The following is a 14,229-nucleotide window of genomic DNA, read 5'->3' on the forward strand; positions in this document are numbered from 1 at the left end:
GTCAGTCCTCCGGTGTGAGATCGACGTGCTCGGGCAGCCCGAACGTGTGTCGCAGTGCGCTCCGGGCCGCGTGCCAGCCGGCCATGCCGTGCACACCGGGGCCGGGGGCGGACGCCTCGGAGCAGAGGTACATGCCGCCGCCCATGCGCCACGGGTCGGACGACAGCACCGGGCGCTTGACCAGCTGCCAGAAGCTCGCGGCCCCCGCGGCGATGTCACCGCCGACGTAGTTCGGGTTGTACGCGCCCATCTCGACCGCGGTGCGGCTGCTCGACTGCAGGACGGTGTCGCGGAAGCCGGGCGCGAACCGCTCGATCTGCCGCGTGATCGCCTCGGTCTGGTCGACGTCCGACCCGGCGGGGACGTGCGCGTACGCCCAGAAGACGTGCTTGCCCGCGGGCGCGCGGCTCGGGTCGACCACGGTGGGCTCCGAGCCGAGCACGTACGGTCGCTCGGCGTGCTGGCCGCGTGCGACCGCGCCCTCGGCGGCCGCGATCTCGGCGCGGGTCCCGCCGATGTGCACCGTGCCGGCACGGCGGAGCGCCTCGTTCGTCCACGGGACCGGGTCGGAGAGCGCGAAGTCGACCTTCGCGGCGGCGTTGCCGAACCGGAAGCGCCGGAGGGCACCCCGTCGCGGCGTCGGGATCTGCTTCCCGGCGATCCGCAGCATCCCGGGGACGCTCGTGTCGAACAGCACTGCCTTGGCCGGGGTGAGGTCGGCGAGCGAGCGGACCTCGCGCCCGGTCTCGATCCGGCCGCCGTGCGCGACGAGGTCGGCGGCGAGCGCGTCGACGATCGCCTGGCTGCCGCCGATCGGGACGGGCCAGCCCCGCGCGTGCGCGTAGGCGCCGAGGGACAGCGCGGCGGCGGCCGTGGCGAGGGACGGCATGTGCTGGATCGAGTGGGCCGCGACGCCGGAGACCATGGCGGGGGCGACCTCGTCGCGGAAACGGAGGTTCCACGCACTCGTGCCCTGCTCCAGCGCCCGCAACCCGAACCGGAGGACGCTCAGCGGGTGCCGCGGGACGTGCAGCAGGGCGTCGGTGGCGAAGTCGGCGACCTGGTCGGCGTTGCCGGACAGGGGGGCCATGAGCTGCCGGAACGCCGGGCCGTCGATGCCGAGCGACTCGGCGGTGCGCGCGAGGTCCTGGTACGCGATCCCGGCACGGCCGCCGTCGAGCGGGTGCCCGTACTGGACCTCGGGCAAGCGGAGTTCGATGCGGTCCTCGAGGCGGAAGCGCCGGAAGAACTCGGACTGCAGCGCCATCGGGTGCACGGCGGAGCACACGTCGTGCAGGAACCCGGGCAGCGTGAGTTCGGCGGTCCGCGCACCACCGCCGATCGTGTCGGCGCGTTCGACGACCTCGACCGACAGCCCGGCACGCGCGAGCGTCACCGCCGCCGCGAGTCCGTTCGGTCCGGCTCCGACGACCACCGCATCCACCATGCCCCCGAGCCTAGGGACCGCTGCTGCGCGCCGTCTCGGGCAGCGCGCCCGCATCCCCCTCACGGCGAACGGTGATCGAGGCGCGCTCCGCACCGTTCGGCGCCCTGGAGGCGCGGGTCTGCCACGCCCCCGCGTGCAGCCCGTCATCGCGTCCGTTCCAGGGCCGTTCCCGGTCCTGCAGATGACCGTTCCGGTTCGCGAACCCCGTGATCCGCGAACCGGAACGGTCACGGCGCGGACGACTTCAGCAGATCCGCTCCGAGCCGCAGCGCGTGGACCGAGGTGCCGGGCATCAGGCGCGGGCCGGTTGCCGGCGACGGGCCGCAACGCCGTCGAGATCGCTGCGCTCCGATGGCCGGTCCGGTCAGACGCGCGCCGCGTCCGGGTCCGCCGGGTCCGACCCGTCGTCGCCCGCGTCCGCTGCGTCGGGCTCGTCGGCGTCCACCGGGGTCGACCCCACCGGGTGCTCCGCCAGCAGCGCCGCGAAGTCCTCGTCGAGCATCTGCTGCAGCCGGTCGTCGCGCCCGACCTCGTAGTCGTCCGCCGGACGCTGCGCCCACCCGAGCCGCCCGACGACGGTCGTGCCGATGTCGTCCCAGGCGCGGGCACGGGCGGCGAGGACGATGCCGTCGACGAAGCCCTGGTCGTCCCGGCGCTTGTCGAGCATCGTCGCGAGCTGCTCGTACGTCGCCTCACGCGTGCGGAGCTTGAGGTCGTCACCGCGGCGGTAGTCGTGCTGGTGCCGCGAACGGCCCTTCTGCTTGCTCGACCTCGAGCGGATCTCGCGCATCCGGGCAGCGTCGCCGCGCTGTTCCTCGGCCATGCGGTGGAGTTCCTCGCGCGCGGCGTCGGCGATGACGGCGTGGTCGAAGTACCCCTCGTCGCGGAGGGCGTTCGTGATGATCCGGTTGCCCACGGCGATGGTGACCGCGGCCTTCGCGATGAGGAAGCCCTCGTCGACGGCGCGCTTCAGTTCGACCTGACTGACGGGTCGGTCGCGCACGTCGTGCTTGCTGCGTCGTCCGAACAAGGCCATGCAGTCGACGATACCGGCGTCCGGTGACCATCCGTCCGCAGGTGGACCCGGATCAGGCCCTGGAGGGACGACCCGCCTCCCACGGACCCGTAGCGTCGGGTGCATGGTCACGTACTCGGAATCCCCCCGCACCGGGCTCGGCACGGCGAGTCTCGTCCTCGGCGTCTGCTCGTTGCTCGCCGGCTGGACGTTCGTCGCGCCGATCGTCGGGCTGTGCCTCGGCGTCGCCTCGCGGAGCCGCGAACCGTTCGCCCGCGGGCGTGCCGGGTGGGGGATCTTCCTGAACCTCGTCGCACTGGCGGTGTGGATCCTGCTGCTCGTGCTGCTCGTGGTGGGCGGCGCGTTCGCCGTGTGGTCGGGCGCGACGCAGGGCCGCTGACCCGGTCGGCCCTGGGCCCCGGGGCTGCCCGCTCAGAACACGAGGCCGTACACGGCGACGTCCACCCGCACCGGCCCCAGGGGCATCGCGCTCCGCAGGGTGCCCTCGTGCGTGAAGCCGAGCCGCTCGGCGAGGCCCCGGCTGCGCACGTTGTCGACCGCCGTCCGGATCTCGGCACGCGCGGCGCCCCGCGCCCGGGCCACCCCGACGAGGACGGTGGCGGCGCGCCGGGCGACACCCCGTCCCTCCTGGCCCGCGTCCACCCAGTAGCCGAGCGATGCCTGCCCCAGGTAGGGGTCGAAGGCGAGCGAGGCGGCACCCACGACCCGGTCGTCCTGCCGGATGACGCAGGGCAGCGCGCGGTCCATCGCGTACTGGCCGAGCAGGTGTTCGGTGTGCAGGCCGATCGTCTCGACGGTCTGCTCCTGCCACGCCCACGGCTCCGCGGCACGGAGCCGGTCGGCGTTCGCGACGACGAGCTCGTGCAGCGGCCGGACGGTGGTGAGGTCGCGCAGCGTCAGCGTGTACCCGTCCCCGAGGTCCCGTCCGAACGCCGCCACCCCTCGAGACTAGGCACGCGCTCCGCTATTCGTACCGGAGCGCCTCGATCGGGTTCTGCCGGGCCGCCCGACGCGCCGGCAGCGTGCCCGCGAGGAAGGCGATGAACATCACCACGAGGATGATCGTGATCACCGAGGACGGCGCGAACTGCATGATCTGCAGCCCCGGCAGGTCCTTGAGGACGGTCCCGGCGAGGACGTTCGAGATCCCCGTGCCGAGCAGGATCGCCACGCCCGCACCGATCGCACTGCCGAGGAACCCGATGAACACGGCCTCGAGCGAGAACAGCGTGTAGACCTTCCCGCCGCCCATGCCCATCGCCTTCATCAGCCCGATCTCACGCGTGCGCTCCTGCACACTCATGAGCAGCGTGTTGATGATGCCGAACCCGGCCGCGACGAGCGCGATCACGGCGAAGGCGTTGAGCACGCCGACGATGCCGTTGATGACCGTCTGGAACTGGCCGAGCTGGTCCTGGATGGTCTGCCCGGTGTAGCCGTCCTTCGACAGGGCGCTCTTCACGCTGCTGGCCGACGCACCGCTGTCGAGCGTGGCGGTGGCGCTGGCGTACGAGGTGGCGATCGACGAGGGCTTGCCGGTCTCCTGCGCGGCCTGCATCGCGTCGGTGAGCGCGGCGTTCGCACCGGCACCGCCGCCGAACAGCGACTCGTTCTGCACCCCCGCGATCGTGGCGGTCAGGGTGTGCTCCTTGCCCTGGTAGTCGTCGACCGCGACCGTCAGCTCCTTGCCCACGGCGGCCTTCGCGCTGCCGAGCCCGAGGTTCTCCAGGTAGTTCGTCGGCAGGAGCACCTGGTTGCCGGCGGAGGACGCGTCGTCGAGCTGCTTCCCGGCGGCGAGGTCGGCGTCGAGCTCCCCGGCGTTGGCGGCGATGTCGACGACGTACTTGCCCTTGCCGTCGTACTCGACCCACTTCGTGCTCAGGGCGACGGCGGGGCGGACGCTCTTCACCCCCGAGACGTCCGTGATCTTGGCGACGTCCGACTGGGACAGGTACGCGAACGAGGCCGGCCCGCGGTCCACGCTCTGGCTCGACTCGTCGGGGTCGTACTTCGCCGGCCCGGAGTCGGTCGACGACTCGACGGCCTTGGTGATCGTCAGCGACCCGGTGTCGCCGATGGAGGCCACCTGGGTGTCGATGTAGTTGCTGACGCCCGTGCCGATGGCCGAGGTCAGGGTGATCGTGAACGCGCCGATGAAGATCGCGATGACCGTCAGCGTCGTGCGCAGCTTCGACCGGAAGGTGTTCGCGACCGCGGTGCGGAAGAGGTCGAGGACGTTCATGCGGAGTGCCTTCCGTGGGTGGCCGGCGCGTCGACGGCGTCGTCGCTCCCGCCCACGATGAGTCCGTCGCGCACGTTGACGCGCCGGTCGCAGCGTTCGGCGAGTTCCTCGTCGTGGGTGACGACCACGAGGGTGATGCCCCGGTCGCGCTGCAGCCCGAAGAGCATGTCCTCGACCACCTGCCCGGTGTTCGTGTCGAGGTTGCCGGTCGGCTCGTCCGCGAAGATGACGCTCGGCTCCCCGACGAGTGCACGCGCGATGACCACGCGCTGCTTCTGCCCGCCGGACAGGTCGTTGGCGTCGTTCTTCGCCTTGTCGGCCAGGCCGAGGGCGTCGAGTGCGGCCATGCCCCGGCGCTTCCGCTCGGCACCGGAGACGCCGGCGATCTTCAACGGGAGCACGACGTTCTCGAGCACCGAGGTCTTCGGCGTGAGGAAGAACTGCTGGAAGACGAACCCGAAGGTGCTGTTCCGCGTGCGGTTCACCTGCCGCGCGCTGAGCGTCGCGGCGTCGGTGCCGTCGAGGAGCACCTGACCCGCCGACGGCTTGTCGAGCAGCGCGAGGAGGTGCATGAGCGTGGACTTCCCGGAGCCGGACTTGCCGACGATCGCGAGGCTCTCGCCCTGGTTCACCTGCAGCGACACCCCCTTGAGCGCGTCGAACCGCGTCGCGCCGCGGCCGTAGGTCCTGGCGAGGCCACGGGCCTCGAGCACGGGAGTGGTCATGCGCCCACCGTACTGTCCGCTGCACGACTGCAAGTTTGCGTTTGCTGTAAACGATGTGACGTTCCGGTTACAGTCGGGCCATGCCCGACACCGCGCCCGCCTCCGAGATGGGCCTCCGCGACCGCAAACGCCTCGAGACCCGGCACCGGATCGCCGAGGCGGCACGCTCCCTCGCACTCGAACAGGACATCGACCGCACCACGATCGAGCAGATCGCCGCGCGCGCCGAGGTCTCCCCGCGCACGTTCTTCAACTACTTCGAGAGCAAGGAGGACGCGGTCCTCGGGCACACCGAGCTCGACCTCGCGCCCGAGACGCTCGACGCCCACCTGGCCGCCGTCGCGGGGGAGCCCGCGGCACAGGCCGTGGTGGACCTGGCGTTCCTGGTGTTCGGGGAGTCCTTCGGTGACGAGCACGAGCGGCTCGCCCGGAAGGAGGTGATCGTGCGCTTCCCGCAGCTCATGCGCCGCCAGGTCTCCCGGATGACCACGGTCGCCGAGGCGATGACGGGCGCGGTCCGGACGATCCTCGAGCGGGACCCGGCCTGGGGGCCGGACGCGGCCACGCCCCAGGCGGCCGAGATGCTGCTCGGCATGTGCATGACCGGGCTGCGGAGCTCGGCGCGCCACGAGGGGTCGGACCCGGAGGAGGTCCGCGCGCGGGTGGTCGCCACGATCCGCGACACCGCGGCCCGCATCACGGGCAGCCGTTGACACAGTTCGATATATCCCACACACTCAATATGTGAAATACAACATGATGTGGCGCGCTCCGGTGTCCATCGGCGTCCTCGTGTTCCTGGTCACCTGCGTCGGCATCTGGGTACCGTCCGCCTGGTCGGACGAGGCAGCGACCCTCACGAGCACCGGTCGGACCTGGCGCGAGCTCTGGGCCGAGCTCGGCACGATCGACGCGGTGCACGGCCTGTACTACGCCGTCGTCAAGCTGATCACGGCCGTCGCCGGACACTCGATCCTGACGATCCGCCTCGTCTCGGCCGCCGCCGTGGCCGTCACCGCCGCGCTGCTCGTCGTCCTCGGGCGGACCCTGGGCGGCGCACGCCTCGGCTTCGCGAGCGGGCTCGCCTTCGCCCTGGTTCCCCGCGTCGTGTGGGCAGCGGGCGAGGGCCGCATGTACGGCTTCGTCATGCTGGTCGCGGTCGGCTCGACCCTGCTGCTGCTCACCGCTGCACGACGCACCGGAGGCCCGGCGCGCCGGGCATGGGCGGTGTACGGGCTGGTCGCGGCCCTCGGCGTCCTCCTCAACCTCTGGCTCGTGCTGCTCGTCGTCGCGCACGGTGCCGCGCTGCTGCTCGTGGCGCGGTCGTCGGCGCGCGGGACGACCCCGGGCGTCGTCCGCGTCGCACCTCGAGCCCTCGTCGCCTGGGCCGTGGCCGCCGGTGCCGTCGGCCTCGCGACCGTCCCGTACGCCGTCGTGCTCATGTCGCAGGCGCAGCAGGTCGCCTGGATCGAGTCGGTGTCCGCGCGGACCGTCCGGTTCTTCGTCGTGGACGGGTGGTTCCGCTCGGCGATCGACTTCACGCCCGCGGGCATCGTGACGCTCGCCGTCGTCCCCGTCGCCTGGACCCTGATCGGCATCGCGGTGGCCGCGACGATCCGCCACCGCATCCGCATCCGGAGCCCTCGCCCGGCGCCGGCTCGTCCCGACCGGACGGGCGCCGCGCCGGTCGAGCCGGTGCTGCTCGTGCTGCCGCTCGCGTTCCTGCCGAGCCTCCTGCTCATCACCGCCACCGCTGCCGGCATCCGGACCTACGCCCCGCAGTACGCGTCGATGAGTGCGCCGTTCGTCGCGGTCCTCCTCGCTGCGGGCGTGCTCGCGCTCGGTCGCCGGTGGCTCCGCGTCCTGGCCGGTGCCCTCCTCGTGGCGACCGCGGTCCCGAACCTCGTGGCCCTGCGGCTCCCGGCGACGAAGGCCGACGGGTACTGGGCACCGACCGCCGCGACCGTGGCCGAGCAGCGCCACCCGGGCGACACCGAGGGTGTGTGGTTCGGCTCGCTCGACGACGCGCACTGGGCCAACTCGCACCTCGTCTCGATCGCCTACCCGCGGGCGTTCGACGGCATGCGCGACCTCGGCACGGTGACCGACGCGGCCCGTGACGGGCACCTCTGGGAGTCGAACGGCGTCCCGGCACGACTGCTCCCCGAACGGACGGCCGACCTCGACCGGGTGTGGTTCCTCGGCAACGAGCGCGGTGACGCCGAGGGCCGTCAGGTCGCGGCGACGCTCGAGGACCTCGGCTTCGAGCGCGCGGACCGGACCGTCGTGGGCGCCGGCGTGGTCGATCGGTGGGAGCGCATCACGGGCCAGTAGCGGACGGGAGGCGCGGGGCGGGGCCGCCACGCGCCTCCCGTCCGTCGCATGGTGAGCAGCAATGGTCGGGTGCCGCTCGGGGACCCGACCTTTTCTGCTCACGATGCGAGCGCGCGGCGCGCGGCGCGCGCGCCGCCGTCACGGCTTCGTGATGAAGCCCTCCTTGACCATCCAGTCGAAGGCGACGTCGGCGGGCTCCCGACCCTCGACGTCGACCTGCCGGTTCAGCTCCTGCAGCACGGCGTCCGTGAGCTTCGGCGAGATCTGGTCGTAGACGTCCTCGAGCTGCGGGTACTCCTTCAGCGTCGCCGAGTCGAGCACGGGCGCGACGTTGTACGCCGGGAAGAAGCCCTTGTCGTCCTCGAGCACGGTGAGCCCGAGCGACTTGATGCGGCCGTCGGTGGTGAAGACCTCGCCGAAGTTGCACTTGCCACGATCGGTCGCCGTGTAGACGGTGCCGGTGTCGAGGATGCTGACGTTCTTCGTCGGGATGCCGTTGTCGCCCGAGCCGCCGAGCTCGAGCCCGTACTTCTTCAGCATCGGCTTGAAGCCGTCGGCACGGGAGTTGAACTCGGACTCGACGCAGAACGTGCGATCGCTGACGGGGAGCTTCGTGATGTCGGAGAGGGTCTTGATGTCACCGAGTTCCGACACGGCCTCGTCGCGGACGGCGAAGGCGTACGTGTTGTTCATCGGCGCCGGCTCGAGCCAGGTGAGGCCGTTGCCGGCGTCCTCCTCCTTCACCGCTTCCCACTGCTCGGTCTTGTCCGGGATGCCCTCGCTGTGGCCCATGAAGGTCAGCCAGGCCGTGCCCGTGTACTCGTACGTGAAGTCGGCGCCGTGCGAGGTCATCAGCTCGCGGACGGCGACGCTGCCCGGCACGTTCGTCTCGTCGGTGACGTCGAACCCGGCGGCCTTCGCGGCGAGCACGGCGATCTTGCCGAGCACCAGCTGCTCGGTGAAGTTCTTCGAGGTCACGGTGATGTGCGCGCCGTCCGGCAGGTCGTCGATGCGCTGGATCGAACCGGGGTCCGCGGCGGGGACGAAGGACGTCGCCGGCTGCAGGCCGCAGCCGGTCAGGACGAGGGCGGCCGCGCCCGCCACGGCGGTGGCGGTCGCGACCCGGCGACGGACGGTCGGACGGGAGGCGCGGCGTGCGCCCCGCAGATCGGCGCGCGGCACGTCGTGGGTCGCGTTCGGGGCGTCGTGGGTCATCGGAGTCCCTTCGGTCGTGCGACCGTCTCGACCACGCGGCCGATCCAGTCGATGGACAGGGCGAGGAGCGCCACCAGGAGCGCCCCGGAGACGAGGACCTTCGGCAGGAACAGGTTCACGCCCGTGGTGATGAGCAGTCCGAGGCCACCGGCGCCGACGAACGTCGCCAGGCTCGCGGTGCCGACGAGCAGCACCAGCGCGGTGCGGATGCCGGAGAGCATGACCGGCACGGCCAGCGGCAGCTCGACCTTCACGAGCACGCTGAACGCGCTCATGCCCATGCCCCGCCCGGCCTCGACCAACCGCGAGTCGACGCTCTGGATGCCGATCATGGTGTTCCGGAGCACCGGCAGGATCGCGTAGAGCACGAGGGCGACGACGGCTGACCACGAGTTCAGGCCGAGCCACGCGGCGAGCAGCACGATGAGCCCGACGGCCGGTGCCGCCTGCCCGAAGTTGGCGACGGCGAGCACGTACACGCTCGCACGGCGGAGCGGCCCGCGGGTGAGCAGGACGCCGAGCGGGATGCCGATCACGAGCACGAGCACAGTCGACTCGAGGGTCAGCACGAGGTGCTGCCCGGTGAGCGCGAGGATGTCCGCCGGGTTGAGCGTGGTGCGCTCGGTCGGCGTGAGGTTCGCCGTGGCGAGCCAGACCGCGAACCCGGCGAGCACCACGAGGATGGCGATCGGCTGCACGAGCAGCCCCTTCCACCCGGTGCGGCTGCCCGTCCCCGCCCCGGCGGCGACCGCGCTCACAGGTCCTCCCCGCTGGTCGCCACCACGGGCGACGACGGCATGGTCTCGATCGGGTTCGTGTTCGTCCCGACCGGCGTGTAGGCCTGCTCCTGGGCGGCGGCGGCGCGCGACCGGGTGATCGCGTCCATGACCGTCTCGACGGTGATGACGCCCTGGAAGGCCTCGCCGCGGCCGGTCACGAGTGCGGCGCCGGCACTCGACACGAGCATGGTGTCGAGCGCGTCGTTCAGGGTGGCGGCCCCGCCCACGACGGGCAGGTCGGGCTCGATGCCCTCCGGGATCCGGTCGAGCCGCTCGAGCTGACGACGCGTCGGCCACCCGATCGGACGCTGTCGGCGGTCGACGACGACGGCGTGCCCGTGGCCACCGGCCTCCTGCATGCGCTGCAGCACGGCCTTCGCCTCCTCGCCCGGCGAGCAGGTCACCGCGGGGGCGAGCTCGACGTCGCGGACCCGGTTCAGCGTGAGCTGCTTGAGCCCGGCGCCGGACCCGATGAAGTTCTCGACGAACTCGTTCGCTGGCTCCGCGAGGATCCGCTCCGGGGTGTCGTACTGCACGATGTGGGCGCCCTCGGTGAAGATCACGATCCAGTCGCCGAGCTTCACGGCCTCGTCGAAGTCGTGGCTCACGATGACGATCGTCTTGTGCAACTCCTCCTGGATGCGGAGGAGCTCGTCCTGCAGGCGCTGGCGGGTGATCGGGTCGACCGCGCCGAACGGCTCGTCCATGAGCAGGACGGGCGGGTCCGCGGCGAGCGCCCGGGCGACGCCGACGCGCTGCTGCTGACCGCCGGAGAGCTCGCGGGGGAACCGGTCGCGGTAGGTGTCGGGGTCGAGCGAGACGAGGTCGAGGAGCTCGTCGACGCGGGCCGCGATCTTCTCCTTCGACCACCCGAGCATCTTCGGGACGATCGCGATGTTCGCCGCCACGGTCATGTGCGGGAAGAGTCCGCCGGCCTGGATCACGTAGCCCATGCGGCGACGGAGCTCGTCCGCGTCGATCCCCGTGACGTCGTCCTCGCCGACGACGATGCGTCCCTCGGTCGGTTCGATCAGGCGGTTGATCATCTTGAGCGTGGTCGTCTTGCCGCAGCCGGACGGGCCGACGAGCATGACGATCTTGCCGGCCGGGATCTCGAGCGTGATGCCGTCGACCGCGGGCTTCGTCTGACCGGGGTACCGCTTCGTGACCTCGTCGAGCAGGATGCGGCGGCCGGTGACGTCGCCGGCGGGAGCGGTGGTGGTGGCGGAGTCAGTGCTGGACACGGATACCTCTCGAGATGGTCAGACGGCCGAGGCCGAGGAGGAGCAGGTCGAGGACGAGGGCGAGCAGGACGACCCCCACCACCCCGACCGTCACGGAGAAGAGGGCGTTCGCACCGCCGAGGCGGGACAGCCCGGAGAAGATGAAACCGCCGAGCCCGGGGCCGAGCGCGTAGGCGGCGATCGCGGCGATGCCCATCACCATCTGCGCGGACACCCGCACACCGCTGAGGATGATCGGCCACGCCATCGGCAGCTCGACCTGGAGCAGGGTGCGGAACCGGCTCATGCCGATGCCCCGCGCCGACTCGACGACCGTCGGCGGGATCTCGGCGAGGCCGACGACGGCGTTGCGCAGGATCGGCAGCGTCGCGAAGAAGACGACCGTCACCACGGACGGCACGACGCCGAAGCCGAGCGGAACGATGAGCAGACCGATGACCGCGAAGGACGGGAGCGTCAGGCCGATCGCCGAGACCCCGTTCGCGACGGAGGTGAGCCGTTCGCTGCGGTAGACGAGTGTGGCGAGGACCACGGCGATGAGCGTCGCGAGCACCGTGCACTGGACGACCAGTGAGAAGTGCTGCCACGACGCGAACCAGATCTGGTCCCACCGCTCCCCGATGTACTGGAACACGCGCAGAACGCTCCCCTCCGGTCGGCCGAACTGCCCACGGGTCGGGGCACAAGTGGGTTCGAACCTACGCAGGGGGCCAGGTCACCGCACAACCGAGGACGGGCGCCGGAGCGACTCCCTGCGGATCCGCGAAGCCGGAAACACCCGGTCAGGACAGGTGCAGCGCCCCGACCCTGGGAGAACGGTAACGATCCCGAGCAGTCGTCGGCTATGCGCCGAGGTCGCGGAGTCCCGACCGCTCGGCGACGTCGACGAGGTGCTCGCGCCAGAGGACCCACTCGTCCGGGGTCTTCTCGGCGAGGTTGCCGTCCCCGTCGCCCGCGAGCCCGTCGAGCATCTCGCGCACGATGTCGGCGTGCCCCGCGTGCCGGGCCGTCTCGTACCCCATGTGCACGAGGATCCGGTGCAGGGTCACCCGCCGGCGGTCCTCCGGCCACCAGGGAACGACCCCGCGGGCGTCGAGGTCGAGCGCCTCGATCGTGGCGTCGGCGTGCGCGGCACTGCGGTGGTGGAACGCGACGACGTCGTCCAGGGTCTCGTCGAGCGTCGCGTACATGTCGTCGCCGTCCTCGGACTCGAGCCAGGCGGGCGGGTCCGGCAGCGGGCGTCCGAAGACCTCGCCGAAGTACATGGCCTGCACGCCTGCGACGTGCTTCACGAGACCGAGCACGTTCGTCCCGGTCGGCGTGACCGGCCACCGCGCCTGCCGTTCGGCGAGCCCGTCGAGCTTGGCGACCAGTGCCGCGCGGTGCTTCTGCAGGTACCGGTGCAGCGTCCGCTTGAGGACCTCGGCGTCGATGCCGGTCGTCGACCCCTCGTCCGACAGCATCGAGCCGCCGCTCGAGGCGATGGTCGGTGCTGCCGGTGCGGGGTGGACCTCGGGGACCGGGTCGGCGCTCGTCATGCCCTCGATCGTGCCACCGAACGCTCGCGGACGCGCTCCGACTCCTGCACGGCGACCCGTTCGGCGGTGAGGAGGAGCCCGGCGACCTCGCCGGAGTTCCGCGCCGGGGCGTCGTTCCAGCTGGTCAGGTCGCGGACCCGTCCCATCCGGACGTCCGGCGCCGGGCACCAGAGGACCGGCTGTCCCTCGTCGACGGCGAGGGCGTGCCACACCAGGTCGAGGGCACGCTGGACCTGCTGCGAGTGCACGGCGTGCGGGCCACCGGCAGCGGAGACCACGGAGCCGACCAGGCACGCGGCGACGAGGGGGCGGCCCTGCACGTCCATCGCCGCGGCGCTGGAGGCCTTCCGCATCCGACCGTGCTCGTCGACGTACGCGAACCACGCGTGCTGGATCCACCCCCGTTCGATGACGCCGCGCGCCCCGGAGAGCAGCCGGGCGAGGTCGTCCAGCTCCTGCAACCGGGCCTCGACGCGACGGTCGCGCGCAGCGGAACGGCGTGCGGAGAACCGGTCGAGGAGCCCGCGGAAGCCGGTGCGGGTCGGGGTGGACGGGACGGGAGAGGCGTCGGTGGCGACGTCGTGCTGGACGCGGAACTCGAGGGTCATGACGGCCCCTCCGATCTTCACGTGCACGGATTGGTGCGGTCACGATAGCCCCGCGCGGACTCAGTCGTCCAGCACTTCTCCGATCACCCGGCGTGCGACCGCGCGGAACGCGCGGTCGTCGGACAGGTGGAGTGCCGAACCGATCGAGACGGCCCAGGCACGCGCCCGTTCCCAGGTGTCGTCGTCGGCCGCGACGCGCGCGCGGAAGGTGCGCCGCGCCTCCCGGTCGAGCGTGAGCCACGCGGTGGCGAGGTCGACGGCCGGGTCGCCCGCCGTCACGTCGCCGAAGTCGACGACCGCCGCCAGGCGGGTCCCGCCGTCCGGCGCGGCGTCGAAGAGCACGTTGAAGGGGTGCAGGTCGCCGTGCACCCAGACGGGAGGCCCGGCGTACGCGGGCAGCGCCGCCGCGGTCCGCCAGACTGCCGCGAGTTCACGGGCCCGGGGCACGTCCGCCGTCGCGAGTCGCGTCAGGACGCTGTCGCTGCGCGTGGCGAGCGGCACCGCGCGGACGGGGTTCACGGGAGCGTCCGGCGGCGCGGGGACGTGCAGCAGCTCGACGAACGCGGCGAGCGCCTCGGCCACGTGCACGCCGCCGGCGCGTTCGCCCGCCGGGGTGCCGGGCAGCCAGCGGACGACGCTCCACGACCACGGGTACCCGAGGGCCGGGCGTCCGGTGCGGACCGGATCGGGGACGGGCACGATCGCCGCCACCCGGTGCGCGATCTCCGGCAACCACCGCTGCTCGTGCTCGATGAGCGCCGCAGCGGCCGCCCGGCGGGGGAGCCGCACGGCGAGCAGCTCGCCGAGCCGGACCACGACGTTGTCCCAGCCGCTCGCCACGATCGCGAGCGGGAGGTCCGCGAGGTCCGGGTGCTGGTCGCGGAGCAGGGCGGCGACGAGCGGGACGTCGACGTCGACCTCGGCGGCGGGGGTGGCCATCGGGTCAGGGTAGCCGGGGGCGCGCACACCCGTGAACTGGGGAGAGCCGGGCGGGGCGGGCGCTCGGTAGCCTCGAGGGACCAGCGACGTGGGTGTCCATGGGGGGACCCGCGTCGCGTGGC

At 72.2% G+C, this 14,229-nt stretch carries 15 protein-coding genes; 3 read left to right on the top strand and 12 right to left on the bottom strand.

What is annotated here, in order from left to right; translation table 11 throughout:
- Nucleotide 1: 1 nt before the first annotated feature.
- Together ACIPEP_RS07425 and ACIPEP_RS07430 are read right to left on the bottom strand one after the other, a co-directional pair.
- A complete protein-coding gene (locus ACIPEP_RS07425; RefSeq protein WP_402716891.1) occupies nt 2-1,447 on the bottom strand; it encodes a phytoene desaturase family protein in 1,446 nt (481 codons plus the stop codon).
- Between the two features lie 364 nt (nt 1,448-1,811).
- Entirely contained in the window at nt 1,812-2,483 is a 672-nt protein-coding gene (locus tag ACIPEP_RS07430) for a hypothetical protein (protein WP_071294162.1), read from the bottom strand.
- Between the two features lie 103 nt (nt 2,484-2,586).
- On the opposite strand from ACIPEP_RS07430, the gene ACIPEP_RS07435 reads away from it, so the two are divergent.
- Nucleotides 2,587-2,862: a hypothetical protein gene (locus tag ACIPEP_RS07435; protein ID WP_229084846.1), complete on the top strand. Its 276-nt coding sequence runs from the start codon at nt 2,587-2,589 to the stop codon at nt 2,860-2,862.
- A gap of 32 nt (nt 2,863-2,894) precedes the next feature.
- On the opposite strand, the gene ACIPEP_RS07440 is transcribed toward ACIPEP_RS07435, so the two are convergent.
- The 3 genes from ACIPEP_RS07440 to ACIPEP_RS07450 are packed head-to-tail and all read right to left on the bottom strand — an operon-like array spanning nt 2,895 to nt 5,450.
- Nucleotides 2,895-3,422 (bottom strand): GNAT family N-acetyltransferase, encoded by a 528-nt coding sequence (locus tag ACIPEP_RS07440; protein WP_070417574.1) that lies wholly within the window; start codon nt 3,420-3,422, stop codon nt 2,895-2,897.
- 25 nt (nt 3,423-3,447) lie between these two features.
- Nucleotides 3,448-4,725 carry an ABC transporter permease gene (locus tag ACIPEP_RS07445; protein WP_261646861.1) on the bottom strand — a complete coding sequence of 426 codons (1,278 nt, stop codon included), beginning with the start codon at nt 4,723-4,725 and terminating at the stop codon, nt 3,448-3,450.
- Nucleotides 4,722-5,450 carry an ABC transporter ATP-binding protein gene (locus ACIPEP_RS07450; protein ID WP_070417572.1) on the bottom strand — a complete coding sequence of 243 codons (729 nt, stop codon included), beginning with the start codon at nt 5,448-5,450 and terminating at the stop codon, nt 4,722-4,724. The genes ACIPEP_RS07445 and ACIPEP_RS07450 overlap by 4 nt, the downstream gene beginning before the upstream one ends.
- An 80-nt stretch (nt 5,451-5,530) precedes the next feature.
- On the opposite strand from ACIPEP_RS07450, the gene ACIPEP_RS07455 reads away from it, so the two are divergent.
- Together ACIPEP_RS07455 and ACIPEP_RS07460 are read left to right on the top strand one after the other, a co-directional pair.
- The gene (locus ACIPEP_RS07455; protein ID WP_336698725.1) at nt 5,531-6,163 is read left to right on the top strand and encodes a helix-turn-helix domain-containing protein; all 633 of its coding nucleotides are present in this window, start codon (nt 5,531-5,533) and stop codon (nt 6,161-6,163) included.
- Between the two features lie 31 nt (nt 6,164-6,194).
- Nucleotides 6,195-7,784 (top strand): glycosyltransferase family 39 protein, encoded by a 1,590-nt coding sequence (locus ACIPEP_RS07460; protein WP_402716892.1) that lies wholly within the window; start codon nt 6,195-6,197, stop codon nt 7,782-7,784.
- 138 nt (nt 7,785-7,922) lie between these two features.
- Here the strand turns inward: ACIPEP_RS07460 and ACIPEP_RS07465 are convergent, their stop codons facing one another.
- From ACIPEP_RS07465 to ACIPEP_RS07495, 7 genes are all read right to left on the bottom strand, one after another.
- Entirely contained in the window at nt 7,923-8,999 is a 1,077-nt protein-coding gene (locus ACIPEP_RS07465) for a glycine betaine ABC transporter substrate-binding protein (RefSeq protein ID WP_402716893.1), read from the bottom strand.
- On the bottom strand, nt 8,996-9,757 hold the full coding sequence (locus tag ACIPEP_RS07470; RefSeq protein ID WP_402716894.1) for an ABC transporter permease: 762 nt from the start codon (nt 9,755-9,757) through the stop codon (nt 8,996-8,998). Before ACIPEP_RS07470 ends, ACIPEP_RS07465 begins: the two co-directional genes overlap by 4 nt.
- Complete coding sequence (locus ACIPEP_RS07475; RefSeq protein ID WP_070417569.1) at nt 9,754-11,022, bottom strand: ABC transporter ATP-binding protein; 1,269 nt, start codon at nt 11,020-11,022, stop codon at nt 9,754-9,756. Before ACIPEP_RS07475 ends, ACIPEP_RS07470 begins: the two co-directional genes overlap by 4 nt.
- Entirely contained in the window at nt 11,009-11,656 is a 648-nt protein-coding gene (locus tag ACIPEP_RS07480; protein WP_070417568.1) for an ABC transporter permease, read from the bottom strand. Before ACIPEP_RS07480 ends, ACIPEP_RS07475 begins: the two co-directional genes overlap by 14 nt.
- 208 nt (nt 11,657-11,864) lie before the next feature.
- Nucleotides 11,865-12,560, bottom strand: a complete 696-nt coding sequence (locus ACIPEP_RS07485; RefSeq protein ID WP_071302410.1) for a DinB family protein — start codon at nt 12,558-12,560, stop codon at nt 11,865-11,867.
- Nucleotides 12,557-13,168, bottom strand: a complete 612-nt coding sequence (locus ACIPEP_RS07490) for a hypothetical protein (RefSeq protein WP_139199256.1) — start codon at nt 13,166-13,168, stop codon at nt 12,557-12,559. Before ACIPEP_RS07490 ends, ACIPEP_RS07485 begins: the two co-directional genes overlap by 4 nt.
- A 60-nt stretch (nt 13,169-13,228) precedes the next feature.
- Complete coding sequence (locus tag ACIPEP_RS07495; protein ID WP_402716895.1) at nt 13,229-14,107, bottom strand: aminoglycoside phosphotransferase family protein; 879 nt, start codon at nt 14,105-14,107, stop codon at nt 13,229-13,231.
- Nucleotides 14,108-14,229: the final 122 nt, after the last annotated feature.

The organism is Curtobacterium sp. NPDC087082 (genome assembly GCF_044745045.1).
Lineage (GTDB): Bacteria > Actinomycetota > Actinomycetes > Actinomycetales > Microbacteriaceae > Curtobacterium.